Genomic DNA, 14,344 nt, shown 5'->3' with positions numbered 1-14,344 from the left:
TGATTTTTTCGGACCTCTTTCTAAATAAGTTTAAAAAAATACACTATTACTAGTGTATAACAAAAGGTTTTTTTTTTCAATCTTTCTTTCATATTATAAGTACAATAGTAATACAATGTACGTGGTCCGTGGAAAACTGTGGATAATTTTATTCACAAAATCAACACTAGGAAATATCAGGGGTTTCGACACATATAAACATAGGATTAACAAATATTTCACATAGTTGTCCACAGGTTATCCACAAATTGTGCATAACTTTTTAGAGTCCTACAACATCTATGGATGGATAAATTTTATAACAAAAAAACCTAGAATACACTTGACTTATCGTATGGTCTTTGCATATAATGGGAGTGATGTTTTTTAGAAAATATATGGTTTCATATATAATATTACTATTATTTGATTAAGGAGGTGTTTCTAGACATGAAAATGACATTTCAGCCAAAGAAAAGACAGAGATCTAAAGTTCATGGTTTCAGAAAGAGAATGAGCACTGCTAACGGAAGAAAAGTTATTAAAAGCAGAAGAGCAAAAGGAAGAAATAGATTGTCAGCATAGGTCGCAGTGATGTGACCTTTTCTTTTCTCTAAATTGAATAGGGAAGGAAAACATATGAAGCATTATCATTCATTAAGGAAAACGAAGGAGTTTCAGCAGGTATATAGAACCGGCAAGTCAAAGGCAAACAAGTATTTCGTTTTGTACTGCATGGAAAATCAGCTAGGTTATAATCGTTTTGGAATCTCCGTCAGCAAGAAGGTGGGAAACAGCGTGGTAAGACACCGGGTGACCAGACTTCTGAGGGAGAGCTACCGGCTCCATCAATCGGAGCTGAAGCAAGGATTTGATATTGCAGTCATTGCAAGGAATGCTGTCAAGGATGAAGGTTTTCATAAGGTAGAGAGCGCTTTGCTTCATCTGATGGGTCTTCATCGCTTAAGAAGAGATGAAAAACATTGAAAAAGATTTTGATATATTTGATACGGTTTTATAGAGCGCACTTGTCTAAATTAAAAGGTAAAGGAACTTGCATTTATACACCGACCTGTTCGGAGTATGCAATTGAAGCACTGGAAAAGCATGGTGCATGGAAGGGGAGTCTTCTGGCCGTGTTTCGAATCTTGAGATGTAACCCTTTTGCAAAGGGAGGATATGATCCTGTTCCGGAAGTGAGAAAGGTGAAAGGTAAAAAGAAATGATGTTTTTGGCACAGGCTGCACAGGCAGGAAGCAGCGGAGGAATCTTAGCTCCGATCGTCTGGTTTTTCGGCGAGATCATGAAATGGATTTATAACGGTCTGGCAGCCGTTGGAATTGAGAATCTTGGATTATGTATTATTTTGTTTACACTGATTTCTAAATTATTTATTTTTCCGCTGACAATGAAGCAGCAGAGAAGTATGAAGATCAACCAGGTGGCACAGCCTGAGTTGAATAAGATTCAGAAGAAGTACCGCGGTAAGAGAGATCAGGCATCTATGATGAAACAGCAGGAAGAGATGCAGAAGATTTATGATAAGTATGGGACAAGCCCTACAGGCGGTTGTGCAACTACCTTAATCCAGTTTCCGATTATCATGGCTTTATACTATGTAGTAAGGAATCTGGAAGCATACATTCCGAATATCTCAAAAAGCGCATATGAGTTTGTACTTGGCATCAATATTCAGAATACACCGGGATTTAAGCTCAGTATTTATCTGATCATCCCGATTTTATCAGCTTTGTTCCAGTATTTAAGCGCACGTACATCTATGGCCGATATGGATTCGGACAACCCGGCAGCTGGTATGTCAAAGAATATGATGCTGATGATGCCGCTGATGTCTTTATTCATGTGTATCACACTTCCAGTCGGCATCGGTATTTACTGGACAGCCAGTGCGGTATTCCAGTGGATCCAGCAGATTTTGATCAATAATTATTATAATCATACAAATATGCAGAAGATCATTGAGAAGAGCAGAGAAAAAGCAGCAAAGAAGAAAGCCAAGAAAAAAGGCCCTTCTATGTATGAAAAAATGATGGGAGCCGCAAATGGAAGCGGTGCTCCGTCCCAATCATCCCAGGATACTACGATCAGCGATATTGCGAAGAAGAAAGTCACCAAGAATGTAGAGTATAATACGAAATCTGAGGGAGGAATTGCATCTAAGGCGAACATTGTAAAGAACCGGATGGATAAAGGAGGAAAATAGGATGGCAGTAAAACGTTTTACTGGCAGAACAGAATCTGATGCGGTTATGAATGCGGCGATGGAGCTGGGAATTCCAAGCACAGAAATTCAGTATGCAGTGATTGACAAAGGAAGCAACGGCTTTTTAGGATTGTTCAAGAAACCGGTGATCATTGAATTAAGGGAAGCAGAGGACATATCTGCTGAGCCTGTAAAGGAAGAAAAGCTTGCAAAGGCTCCGGAAGATTCCATTAAGAAACCGGAACAGTCTCAGGAAAAGGCTGAGGATTCTTATGAAAAACCGAAAGAAAAAGAATATAAACGTCCAGAAAACATTGACAAGATCATTGAAGATACAGAATCCTATTTGGACGAAGTATTAAAGGCAATGGGCCTTATTCCAAAGCTAAACCTTTATTATAATACTACCGGAAATATACTTAATATTAATGTGACAGGGGAGAAGATGGGTGCTTTGATCGGAAAGCATGGCCAGACTCTGGATGCACTTCAATATCTAACCAGTCTGTTTGTGAACAAAGAGAGTGAATCTTTCATTAAGGTTAAGCTTGATACAGAGAATTATAGGGAGCGCAGGCAGGAAACATTGGAAAAGCTTGCACTCAGTATTGCAAACAAGGTTAAGAAAACAAAAAAACCGGTTCATCTGGAGCCTATGAATCCAAATGAACGCCGGATCATCCATTCTGCACTTCAGCGGGATCCAAAGATTGTGACGAAGAGTCAGGGAAAAGATCCTTACCGCAGAGTGGTTGTCATGCTGAAGAAATAAGAAATTTGGGTTGCCTTTTGCGGCAGCCCTTTTTTGCCTTGCGGAGGACAGTGAAATGGGAACAGATACAATTGCAGCGATTGCCACACCGCTCACAAACAGCGGGATCGGCATTATCAGAATCAGCGGACCGGAGGCCATAGACATTGTCTCTAAAGTATTCCGTCCCAAGAGAAATAAAGATATAAAAAGGGCAGCTACCTACACTGCACATTATGGACATGCCGTTAAGGACGGGAAAGATATTGACGAATGTATCCTGATCATCATGAAAGGGCCTCATTCTTATACTGCGGAGGACGTGGCGGAGATCAACTGCCACGGCGGTGTGGTAGTCATGAAGAAGATTCTGTCCTGTGTTCTTGAGGCGGGAGCAAGACCGGCAGAACCGGGTGAGTTTACAAAACGAGCATTTTTAAACGGAAGGATCGATCTTACGAAAGCCGAGGCAGTGATGGATCTGATCCACTCTAAGAATGAATTTGCTATGGAAACTTCTTTAAAGCAGCTGAAGGGGGCACTGTCAGAAAAAATTAGCATACTGAGAAAAGAGATTCTTCACAGCGTGGCCTTTATTGAATCCGCACTGGATGATCCAGAGCATTACTCTGTGGATGGATTTTCTGAGCAGCTGAGAGTGCAGGTGGAACATGCCAGAGATGATATACAAAGGTATATCGACTCCTCAGACAATGGACGTATTTTAAAGGAAGGCATCCATACAGCCATTGTGGGTAAACCAAACGCCGGAAAATCCTCAATCCTTAATGTATTACTGGGAGAGGAGAGGGCAATCGTCACCGATATCGCCGGCACGACCAGGGATACGCTGGAGGAATCTATACAGATTAATGGTATTCCGCTGAATGTGATTGATACGGCTGGAATTAGGGATACGGAAGATATTGTGGAGAAGATCGGTGTGGATAAAGCGAGAGATTCGGTGATAAAAGCCGATCTTGTGCTCTATGTTGTGGATACTTCTGTACCTCTTACAAGGGAAGATGAAGATATTATGAAACTTCTCACTGGCAAGCAGGTGATCGTACTCTTGAATAAATCCGATTTGGATACAGAGGTTTCTGAAAAAGAATTTATTGAGAGAGGATTTCAGAATATTGTTGCCATGTCAGCAAAAAGTCTCTACGGTTTGGAAGATCTGTATGAAAAGATCAATGAACTGTTTTTCCATGGCAGTGTATCTTTCAATGATGAAGTTTATATTACAAATATGAGGCATAAAAAGGCACTTTCAAATGCCAAGGAAAGCCTGGAGCTGGTGCTTACGAGCATCGATGATGAAATGCCGGAGGATTTCTTCTCTATCGATCTCATGAACGCTTATGAGGAACTTGGATACATTATAGGAGAATCCGTAGGTGAGGATCTGGTAAATGAAATATTCGCAGAATTTTGTATGGGTAAATGACAATGAAAAAATTAGAAGAACATTATGATATTGTAGTAGTCGGAGCGGGGCATGCGGGCTGTGAGGCGGCACTTTCCTGCGCACGGCTTGGATTCCAGACGATCTGTTTTACGGTCAGTATGGACAGCGTTGCTCTCATGCCGTGTAATCCGAACATCGGAGGGAGCTCCAAAGGGCATCTGGTAAAAGAAATTGACGCTCTCGGCGGTGAGATGGGCATTAATATTGATAAGACTTATATCCAGTCTAAAATGCTTAATCAGTCAAAGGGCCCGGCGGTTCATTCCCTGAGAGCACAGGCGGATAAAAAGATGTACTCTATGTCCATGACACAGGTTATGGGAAATACGGAAAATCTTACGGTCAGACAGGGGGAAGTGACAGAGATTCTTGTGGAGGAAGGGAAAGTACAGGGTGTGAAAACTTATTCAGGCGCTGTATATTATGCCAGTGCGGTGATCCTCACCACGGGTACTTACTTAAAGGCCAGATGTATCTATGGAGATGTGAGCAACGAGACGGGTCCGAACGGACTGCAGGCTGCCAATTATCTGACACAGTCCCTGTTAGACCTGGGGATCGAGATGCGGCGCTTTAAGACAGGGACTCCGGCGAGGATTGATAGAAACAGCATTGACTTCAGTAAAATGGAAGAGCAGTTTGGGGATGAAAAGATCGTTCCTTTCAGCTTTACAAATACACGGGAGGATATTAAACGGAACCAGATATCCTGCTGGCTCACATATACAAATGAGGAGACGCATGCGGTCATCCGCGAGAATATCGGGCGATCCCCGTTGTTCTCGGGAGCAATTGAGGGTACAGGCCCCCGTTACTGCCCATCCATCGAAGATAAGATTGTGAAGTTCCCCGATAAAAACAGGCATCAGGTCTTCATTGAGCCCGAAGGGGAATACACTAATGAGATGTATGTGGGAGGGATGTCCAGCTCCCTGCCTGAGGATGTGCAGTATGATATGTACCGCAGTGTGACCGGGCTTGAAAATGTAAAGATCATTAGAAATGCCTATGCCATTGAATATGACTGCATCAATGCTACCCAGCTCAAGCCTTCTTTAGAGTTTAAAGCTATTGAAGGTTTGTTTTCCGCAGGGCAGTTTAACGGCAGTTCTGGATATGAGGAGGCGGCAGCCCAGGGGCTTATTGCTGGAATTAATGCATCCAGAAAACTTCAGGGAAAGGAAGCTTTGATCCTTGACCGTTCCCAGGCATATATTGGAGTATTGATTGATGATCTTGTGACAAAGGAAACCAGTGAGCCATACCGGATGATGACATCCAGAGCAGAGTACCGGCTTCTGTTAAGACAGGATAATGCAGACCTGCGGCTTTCAAAAATTGGTTATGAGGTTGGTCTTATCAGCAGGGAGCGGTATGAGAAGCTTTTACAGAAGGAAGAGATGATTGAAAAAGAGATTGGGCGTCTCAGCCGTGTAAATGTGGGGGCCTCAAAGGATGTGCAAAAGCTTTTGTCTGAATGTAAAAGTACAGAATTAAAGTCTTCCGCTACTATGGCAGAACTAATCAGAAGGCCGGAGCTTACTTATGATATTCTGGCGCCCATCGACCCGGACCGACCGGAATATCCCGAGGATGTCAGGGAACAGGTGAATATCAACATTAAATATGAAGGGTATATCAAACGCCAGCTTTCCCAGGTGAAGCAGTTTAAGCGTTTGGAGAAAAAGAAGATTCCAGAAGGAATACTATATGAAGAAATAGGAAACTTGAGAATTGAAGCGGTTCAGAAGCTGTCCAAGATACGCCCGGCATCCATTGGGCAGGCGTCCAGGATATCAGGAGTGTCCCCGGCGGACATTTCCGTACTTCTCATTTATTTGGAACAGCTGAATCAAAAGGCTTAGGAGTGTATATGGTAAGTTTAAGAGAAAAAGCAGAAGAGCTGGGAATTACCCTGTCAGACAGACAGCTGGCCCAGTTTGAAACCTATTATGAGCTTCTGCATGAAAAGAATAAGGTCATGAATCTGACTGCCATTACAGAGCGGGATGATGTGATCTTAAAACATTTTGTGGATAGTCTGGCCCTGGTGAAGGCAGACTGTGGATTTTCCAGCCAGAGAATTCTGGATGTGGGGACAGGAGCAGGATTTCCGGGTATTCCGTTAAAGATTGCATTCCCAGATCTGAAAGTGGTGCTCTTGGATTCTCTGAATAAAAGAGTTAAGTTTTTAGAAGAGGTGATCGAAGCTCTGGGTCTTGGGAACATCGAGGCAATCCATGGAAGGGCAGAGGATTATGCAAGGCAGAAGGACTACCGTGAACAATTTGATCTGGTAGTATCCCGGGCGGTAGCAAATCTGAGTACACTATCTGAATATTGTCTTCCGTATGTGAAGGTATCCGGAATGTTTCTCCCCTATAAATCCGGCAAGATCGAAGAGGAGTTAAGCCAGGGAAAACATGCGGTGAAGCTTTTGGGCGGAAAGATGGAAGAAGTGGTCTCCTTTGTGCTTCCAGGCACGGATATGGATAGAACGATCCTAAAGATCAAAAAACAAAAGGCAACCCCAAAGCGCTATCCGCGCAAAGCAGGGCTGCCTTCCAAAGAGCCGATCAGTTAAAAAAAGATACGGCAGGTTTTCAGCACTTCCTCTGGATTCTCAAGATGGGGAAGGAGTTTTGTACCTTTGACAAAATGATATTCTATGGATGGATTTAATACCTGGTACTGTTCAATGGTATTCTCCACATCCGGTGCATGGTCTCCCATAAGAAAGTAAATACTGTGATTTAAGTTCTTGATGGAAGGGACCAGATTGCAGTTTAAATAATCTGAGATAAGACTTGCATATAAATATTTTGTATCTGATCCACATTTATGGCAGGCTTCGTGGCAGATATCCACATATTTCTTTTTGATATCCTTAGGTCTGTGGAAATACTCCCGTGCCAGTTTTTTCTCGATCATAGGTCTGCTGTGGAGGATGTTGTAGGTGAGTGTTCCGATGATAGGAAGTTCTATAAAGTACTTTAACATCTTCTTGCGTTTTCCCGGATAACGTCCTGCTCTGGTCATATTCTCCGGGTTAATCAGCATGAGGCGGCTGAAGTTCCTCGGCTCTGTGTAGCAGGCAAGAAAGATCAGGGAAGAAGATTTGCCGCTGGCTATGATATCGGTTTTTGTGCCGATGATATTTTTGATAAAGTCATTGATGAGCTGGACGTAAAGATAACTGGTATAAGTGATCCGCGGCTTGTCCGAACGCCCGCATCCTAAGAGATCCATGGTATAGACGGTGTGGGACTTGGACAGTTCTTCTTTTAATTTATAGAATTCAAGTTCTGAATTGCAGTTGTTCAGGTCATGAATCAGAAGAATCGGAGAACCGGTTCCATGTTTTGTATAATAAATATTGCCGAACCTCCAGGTATAGGTATTACCGTATTTAGAAAACAGGGCGTCTTTCATAGAGGAGAGAGAAAAGACAAGTTTATTTATGAGACAAACACTGAATGTTGCGGTAGTTGTAATCGTGGCCAGATTCCGAAGCTTTTTATAGAAACGCATAGAGAGTCTCCTTTCTAATTTATTACTATTATTATATGACAAACCCTGATTTGATACAATAATACTTTGCATTCCTTAAGATTTCGTTTATCATAGAAGTGAGGTGGTGAGACATTTGGATGAAAAAAAGATCGATAAAGATCAGTTGATGTCAGATTTAGCAGCATATTTGTCTGAGGAGTATATGGAATGTGTGGCGGATAAGGAAGAGCTGATCGAGCAAAGATATAAATTGGAAGAGGAAAAGGAGCGGATGATCCGCTGTGTTCAGCTGGAGAAGGAAAAGCGACAGATCCGTTCTGTATTTTCCCCTCTATCCCTGGATGAAAACAGGATGGAAGAGGTTAAAGAGCCGGATACCGGAGAGGTAGAACATGAAATAGATATAATATCCAGAAAAGAAAGAAAAATACAAAGGAAGTGTGACCGCCTTAAGTCCTATTTAAAGGGGTTGGAGGAAAATTACTTTGTAGTTTCCGGCCTGGAGGAATTGGATAAGGGGCAGGAGGAGATACTGTTTGTTCCGGCATTTTATGAGCTGGCGGACCATATCAGGGAGATACATCCAGATATCACCGTGACGTGCGAGAAGATAGAACGTGAGTGTCCGGTGCTTCTGACTTTTTCTTTTTTGACAGGTTTTCATCAAATGATCAAGTTTGCTATCAGGAGAGTGGGAATCCGTTCCCTGAATATTGATTTATTTATAGAACAGGATAGGATTATGTTACAGTTTGTATTAAAACCTAAAAAACAGGCATCCATTCAAAAATTTAAAAAGAATAGAAATATTTTGGAAGATATGTTAACAAGAGAATTTGCAATTACCAGATGGCAGGAAAACTCAGTGGTATTGCAGGCTATCGTTGAATCATAAGTGAGGAAGAAAATGAAAGAGAAGATTATTGACTTAATAACTGAATCTATTGATGAATTAGATAAGGAAACCGTGGGCAGGATACTGGAGATACCGCCTCAGGAGGATATGGGTGATTTTGCATTTCCTTGTTTTCAGCTGGCTAAAGTATTCCGCAAGGCACCAAATCTGATCGCAGAGGAAGTAGCAGGAAAGATTCATGAATCAGAGTTTGTCTCAAAGGTAGCGGCAATGGGTCCGTATGTGAATTTTTTTATTGATAGAGAAATGTTCGTAAATCAGATGTTAGGACAGGTTTCTGTGGATAACTATGGAAGTTCTGACATGGGTTGTGGAAAAACGATTTGTATTGATTATTCATCACCGAATGTGGCAAAAAATTTCCATGTCGGCCATCTGAGAACAACCCTGATCGGTAACTCAATTTACCGTATTTTTAGAAAGCTTGGTTACAAGGTAGAGAGGATCAATCATCTCGGTGACTGGGGGACCCAGTTCGGTAAATTGATCGTCGCTTATAAGAAGTGGGGAAGCAAAGAGGCCGTAGAGAAAAATGGTATCTCTGAGTTAATGAAGATCTATGTGAAATTCCACGAAGAGGCAGAAAAAGATGATACCTTAAATGATGAGGCAAGGGCTTGGTTTGTAAAAATGGAACAGGGCGATCAGGAGGCACTCTCTATCTGGGAGTGGTTTAAAGATATTAGTCTGATCGAGTATAAGAGAATCTATGAGCTTTTAGATGTGGATTTTGATTCCTATGCAGGAGAAAGCTTTTACAGGGATAAGACGGCAGCAGTTGTGGAACAGTTAAAAGAAAAGGGAATGCTCAAGGAAAGCGAAGGTGCTTTTATTGTTGATCTTGAGGAGTATGATATGCCTCCTTGTCTGATCATGAAAAAAGACGGAAGTTCTATTTATGCGACAAGGGATTTGGCAGCTATCTTTTACCGCAAGAACACTTATGATTTCGACCGCTGTATCTATGTCACCGGTATGGAGCAGAAGCTTCATTTTGCGCAGGTATTTAAGGTTGTGGAGCTTATGGGCTATGATTGGGCGAAGGAAGATTTGATCCATGTGCCTTATGGTCTGGTCAGTCTGGAAGGAGGAAAGCTTTCTACACGTAGCGGAAATATTATATATGCGGAAGATATTTTGAAGGAATCTGTATCTAAGATCAAGGAAGTCATTGAAGATAAAAATCCTGATTTAAAGGATAAAGAAGAAGTGGCAAAGATGGTAGGAATCGGTGCAATTATATTTAATGATCTATATAACCAGAGAATTAAAGATGTTACGTTCAGTTGGGAAAAGATTCACAGCTTTGATGGGGAGACTGGTCCGTATGTGCAGTATACCTATGCTCGTGCTGCCAGTGTATTAAGAAAAACAGGCATTACAGAGGTGGCGGAAGATATAGATCCTGCTTTATTGACAGATGAGGCATCTGTTACTTTGTTAAAAGAACTGATCCGTTTCCCAGAGGTTGTGAAGACAGCGGCAGAACGGTTGGAACCATCTGTAGTTGCTAGGTTTGTTATGGCTGTTGCACAGGCCTTTAATCATTTTTATCATGAAAACCAGTGTAATGTAGAAGATGAGGAATTAAAACGTGCAAGGGTGAAATTGGTCATTATTGCGAAGAAAGCGATCAAAGATGGTCTTGACCTTCTTGGAATGAAGTGTCCGGAGCAGATGTAAGAGTATTAATATAAAAGATTGAAAAGCAGGTTTTTAATACCTGCTTTTTTTATTCCATAGGAAAGTTCTTCGAACCTCCCTATGGAATAAAAAAGCCCTGCGGGCATTATGCACACAAATGCGTGAGGAAACTATTTGACTGCGTCAAATCGCATTTGGCGCTTAAAGTTGTCAATGTTCCACGTGAAACATTGCACTGCACTGTTTATCATAAGAGAGGGAGGGGTTCCCTTTGGAAAACGATAGGTATGAGTAAATTATTTTAATGTTTCACGTGAAACATATAGAAATGAATAGTTGTAAGTGATATAATACCTTTTAAAAGGAGAATATATAATATGGGAAGAATTATCGCAATAGCTAACCAAAAGGGCGGCGTCGGTAAAACAACGACGGCGGTGAATCTTTCTGCTGCATTGGCTGCTGCAGGAAAAAAGACACTCATTATCGATATGGACCCTCAGGGAAATACAACAACCGGATTGGGTTTAGATAAAAATGAGTTAGAGCATACCATCTATGAAGTTATTTCGGATGAAATTTCTTTTAATGAATGTATTTGTCCCAATGTTTTTGAAAACTTGTCATTGGCTCCAGCAAACCGTAATCTTGCGGGCGCGGAGATTGAACTAATGACTGTGGATCGAATGCAATACATATTAAAGGAAAAACTTCATGATACGGTAGAGAACTTTGAGTTCATTATTATAGACTGCCCCCCTGCACTGGGAATGTTGACTGTCAATGCTATGACCGCGGCCGACACCGTAATTGTTCCAATACAGTGTGAATTTTATGCTTTGGATGGTCTAACACAATTAATGTACACCATAGAACTAATACAAAAAAGTTTAAATCCAAACCTTAAAATTGAGGGCGCTGTGTTTACCATGTATGATGCCAGGACCAATCTGTCACTTCAGGTTGTAGAAAATGTGAAATCATACTTAAACCAAAACATTTATAAAACTATTATTCCGAGAAATGTGCGCTTAGCAGAGGCACCCAGTCATGGACTTCCTATCAATGTGTATGATCCCAAGTCAGTAGGTGCTGAGAGTTATCAGATGCTTGCAGAAGAGGTCATTTCAAATGGAGGAAAAGAACAATGACAACAAAAAAGAAAACAGGATTAGGACGGGGATTAAATACATTGATTCCAAGTGCCCCAGTCAAAGAGACAGAGACGGAAAAAATCCTAAAAAAAGATGAGCAGATTAAATCGGAGGTCATGGTACCGATCTTAAAGGTAGAGCCAAATCCTGATCAGCCCAGAAGACAGTTTGATGAAGATGCCCTTCAGGAATTGGCAGACTCTATCAAACAATATGGAATCTTACAGCCACTGATTGTCAAAAAACATGATCAGTTCTACGAGATTATTGCGGGTGAACGCAGATGGCGGGCTGCGAAACTGGCAGGTTTAAAAGAAGTTCCGGTACTGATCAGAGATTACGCTGAAAATGAAATCGTGGAGATCGCACTGATTGAAAATATCCAGAGGGAAGACTTAAATCCTATTGAAGAGGCATTGGCCTATAAGAGATTAATGGAAGAGTTCTCATTAAAACAGGACCAGGTGGCAGCGAAAGTTTCAAAAAGCCGTGCGGCTATCACCAATTCACTGCGGTTGCTCAAACTGGATACAAGGGTCCAGAATCTGTTGTCAGAGGAGATGATATCCACAGGACATGCACGTGCGCTGCTGGCGATCAATGATGCTGACCAGCAGTATGAGATTGCCATGAAAGTGTTCGATGAAAAACTCAGTGTCAGAGAGATTGAAAAGCTTGTAAAACAGCTGGCCAAGAAAAAAAAGGAACCTCCGAAAGAGGATAATACGGTACATGAATTTTTGTTTGCTAATATGGAAGAATCCTTAAAACAGGCGCTCGGCAGTAAAGTAAATATAAAGAACAAAAACAACAAAGGAAAAATTGAAATAGAATATTACTCAAAGGAAGAACTGGACCGTCTGGTCGATATGCTGAGAACGTTATAGGAGGAATAAAATGACTACAGGTATTACGATTTTTGGGGTTGACTTATTTTACTTATTTTGCGGCTTAGCTGGTTTGTGTGCACTGGCATTGCTGCTAATCATTGTTCTGCTGGTAAAAACCAGCAGGCTAAAAAAGAAATACAAACTGTTCATGAAGGGAGAAAATGGGAAATCTCTCGAAAAAATATTTGTCAAACATTTTGATGAGCTGGAACGAATTGAGGAGAATCACAAAATACTTGACGAAGAAATGGGAAGACTGAAAGATAAGCTTCAATTATCTTACTCAAAAATGCATATACTAAAATATAATGCATTTAAAGAAATGGGCGGCGAGACAAGTTTTGCTATCGCCTTGCTGGACCATAGAAATAACGGGATTGTTTTGAATGCAATGAGCAACCGCTACGGAAGCTATATGTATGCAAAAGAAATCAAAGACGGACATTCAGAAGTAGCTCTTTCTAAGGAGGAGCAGATTGTACTGGAAGATTGTATGAATCAATAAACATATCAGGAGGAAGTTATGTTAGATATTAAATTTGTGAGAGAAAACCCAGAAATAGTAAAAGAGAATATAAAGAATAAGTTTCAGGACCGAAAATTGCCTTTGGTGGATGAAGTTCTTGAATTAGATGAAAGGAACCGGGAGATTAAACAGGAAGTCCAGTCACTGAGAGCTAACAGAAATAAGATATCCAAGCAGATTGGCGGTTTGATGGGACAGGGCAAAAAGGAAGAGGCTGAACAGCTCAAAAAGGAAGTGGCAAACCAGGCAGGCCGTATTGAAGAGCTGACAGAAGAAGAAAAGCAGGTAGAAGAAAAGATTTTAAAGATCATGATGACCATTCCGAATATTATTGATCCTTCTGTTCCTATCGGAAAAGATGATAGTGAAAACGTAGAGCTTGAAAAGTTTGGAGAACCGGTAGTACCGGATTTTGAGATTCCTTACCATACAGAAATTATGGAGAAATTCAGCGGTATTGATCTGGACAGTGCAAGAAAGGTAGCCGGTCAGGGCTTCTACTATCTGATGGGAGATATCGCAAGACTTCACTCCGCAGTGATCTCCTATGCCAGAGATTTTATGATCAACAAAGGTTTTACTTACTGTGTACCGCCGTTTATGATCAGGAGCAATGTGGTCACCGGTGTCATGAGTTTTGATGAGATGGATGCCATGATGTATAAAATAGAGGGAGAAGATTTGTACCTGATCGGAACCAGTGAGCACTCTATGATCGGTAAGTTTATTGATACCATGATTCAGGAGGAAGAACTTCCAAAGACTCTTACCAGCTATTCCCCTTGCTTCCGTAAGGAAAAAGGTGCCCACGGTCTGGAGGAAAGAGGCGTCTACAGGATCCATCAGTTCGAGAAGCAGGAAATGATCGTTGTGTGTAGACCAGAAGAAAGCATGGATTGGTATGAAAAACTGTGGAAAAATACCGTAGATCTGTTCCGCTCTCTGGATATCCCAGTGCGCACACTGGAATGTTGCTCCGGTGATCTAGCTGACCTGAAAGTTAAATCAGTAGATGTGGAAGCATGGTCCCCGCGTCAGAAAAAATACTTTGAAGTAGGAAGCTGTTCAAACTTGGGGGATGCCCAGGCAAGAAGGCTGAAAATCCGTGTCAATGGGGAAAATGGGAAGTATTTTGCTCACACCTTAAACAATACAGTTGTCGCGCCGCCTAGAATGCTGATCGCATTTTTGGAAAATAATCTCCAGGAAGACGGCAGTGTCAGGATTCCAGAAGCACTTCAGCCGTATATGGGTGGAATGAAAGTCATTCAGTAAA

The 14,344-nt window shown here is 41.5% G+C and carries 15 protein-coding genes; 14 read left to right on the top strand and 1 reads right to left on the bottom strand.

Annotated features, from left to right (window positions below):
* Nucleotides 1–429 precede the first annotated feature (429 nt).
* The 8 genes from rpmH to rsmG are packed head-to-tail and all read left to right on the top strand — an operon-like array spanning nucleotide 430 to nucleotide 7,009.
* Nucleotides 430–564: a 50S ribosomal protein L34 gene (gene rpmH, locus AR1Y2_RS17650; protein ID WP_006568113.1), complete on the top strand. Its 135-nt coding sequence runs from the start codon at nucleotides 430–432 to the stop codon at nucleotides 562–564.
* Nucleotides 565–618: 54 nt separating this feature from the next.
* A complete protein-coding gene (gene rnpA / locus AR1Y2_RS17645; protein WP_137330154.1) occupies nucleotides 619–966 on the top strand; it encodes a ribonuclease P protein component in 348 nt (115 codons plus the stop codon).
* A complete protein-coding gene (gene yidD, locus AR1Y2_RS17640) occupies nucleotides 963–1,205 on the top strand; it encodes a membrane protein insertion efficiency factor YidD (RefSeq protein ID WP_137330153.1) in 243 nt (80 codons plus the stop codon). The genes rnpA and yidD overlap by 4 nt, the downstream gene beginning before the upstream one ends.
* Nucleotides 1,202–2,203, top strand: coding sequence for a YidC/Oxa1 family membrane protein insertase (locus AR1Y2_RS17635; protein WP_137330152.1), 1,002 nt, complete (start codon nucleotides 1,202–1,204; stop codon nucleotides 2,201–2,203). Before yidD ends, AR1Y2_RS17635 begins: the two co-directional genes overlap by 4 nt.
* 1 nt (nucleotide 2,204) lies before the next feature.
* On the top strand, nucleotides 2,205–2,975 hold the full coding sequence (jag, locus tag AR1Y2_RS17630) for an RNA-binding cell elongation regulator Jag/EloR (protein WP_137330151.1): 771 nt from the start codon (nucleotides 2,205–2,207) through the stop codon (nucleotides 2,973–2,975).
* A gap of 55 nt (nucleotides 2,976–3,030) precedes the next feature.
* Entirely contained in the window at nucleotides 3,031–4,404 is a 1,374-nt protein-coding gene (gene mnmE, locus AR1Y2_RS17625; protein WP_137330150.1) for a tRNA uridine-5-carboxymethylaminomethyl(34) synthesis GTPase MnmE, read from the top strand.
* A 2-nt stretch (nucleotides 4,405–4,406) separates the two neighbouring features.
* Nucleotides 4,407–6,290 carry a tRNA uridine-5-carboxymethylaminomethyl(34) synthesis enzyme MnmG gene (mnmG, locus tag AR1Y2_RS17620; protein ID WP_137330149.1) on the top strand — a complete coding sequence of 628 codons (1,884 nt, stop codon included), beginning with the start codon at nucleotides 4,407–4,409 and terminating at the stop codon, nucleotides 6,288–6,290.
* 8 nt (nucleotides 6,291–6,298) lie between these two features.
* Nucleotides 6,299–7,009, top strand: coding sequence for a 16S rRNA (guanine(527)-N(7))-methyltransferase RsmG (gene rsmG / locus AR1Y2_RS17615; RefSeq protein ID WP_137330148.1), 711 nt, complete (start codon nucleotides 6,299–6,301; stop codon nucleotides 7,007–7,009).
* On the opposite strand, the gene AR1Y2_RS17610 is transcribed toward rsmG, so the two are convergent.
* On the bottom strand, nucleotides 7,006–7,956 hold the full coding sequence (locus AR1Y2_RS17610) for an alpha/beta fold hydrolase (protein WP_243118805.1): 951 nt from the start codon (nucleotides 7,954–7,956) through the stop codon (nucleotides 7,006–7,008). The two genes, rsmG and AR1Y2_RS17610, sit on opposite strands and share 4 nt — an antisense overlap.
* A 106-nt stretch (nucleotides 7,957–8,062) precedes the next feature.
* On the opposite strand from AR1Y2_RS17610, the gene AR1Y2_RS17605 reads away from it, so the two are divergent.
* The 6 genes from AR1Y2_RS17605 (at nucleotide 8,063) to serS (ending at nucleotide 14,343) form a co-directional block, all read left to right on the top strand.
* Nucleotides 8,063–8,833, top strand: coding sequence for a hypothetical protein (locus AR1Y2_RS17605; RefSeq protein WP_243118804.1), 771 nt, complete (start codon nucleotides 8,063–8,065; stop codon nucleotides 8,831–8,833).
* 12 nt (nucleotides 8,834–8,845) lie between these two features.
* Complete coding sequence (gene argS / locus AR1Y2_RS17600; RefSeq protein WP_137330146.1) at nucleotides 8,846–10,537, top strand: arginine--tRNA ligase; 1,692 nt, start codon at nucleotides 8,846–8,848, stop codon at nucleotides 10,535–10,537.
* A 338-nt stretch (nucleotides 10,538–10,875) separates the two neighbouring features.
* On the top strand, nucleotides 10,876–11,649 hold the full coding sequence (locus AR1Y2_RS17595; RefSeq protein ID WP_137330145.1) for a ParA family protein: 774 nt from the start codon (nucleotides 10,876–10,878) through the stop codon (nucleotides 11,647–11,649).
* Nucleotides 11,646–12,539, top strand: coding sequence for a ParB/RepB/Spo0J family partition protein (locus tag AR1Y2_RS17590; RefSeq protein WP_137330144.1), 894 nt, complete (start codon nucleotides 11,646–11,648; stop codon nucleotides 12,537–12,539). The genes AR1Y2_RS17595 and AR1Y2_RS17590 overlap by 4 nt, the downstream gene beginning before the upstream one ends.
* 10 nt (nucleotides 12,540–12,549) lie before the next feature.
* Entirely contained in the window at nucleotides 12,550–13,047 is a 498-nt protein-coding gene (locus tag AR1Y2_RS17585; RefSeq protein WP_137330143.1) for a DUF4446 family protein, read from the top strand.
* A gap of 18 nt (nucleotides 13,048–13,065) precedes the next feature.
* Nucleotides 13,066–14,343, top strand: coding sequence for a serine--tRNA ligase (gene serS, locus AR1Y2_RS17580; RefSeq protein ID WP_137330142.1), 1,278 nt, complete (start codon nucleotides 13,066–13,068; stop codon nucleotides 14,341–14,343).
* Nucleotide 14,344: the final 1 nt, after the last annotated feature.

The sequence above is a fragment of the Anaerostipes rhamnosivorans genome, assembly GCF_005280655.1.
Classification (GTDB): Bacteria; Bacillota; Clostridia; order Lachnospirales; family Lachnospiraceae; genus Anaerostipes; species Anaerostipes rhamnosivorans.
The sequence above is the reverse complement of the archived record's forward strand: the minus strand, read 5'-3'. Positions and strand labels throughout refer to the sequence as shown.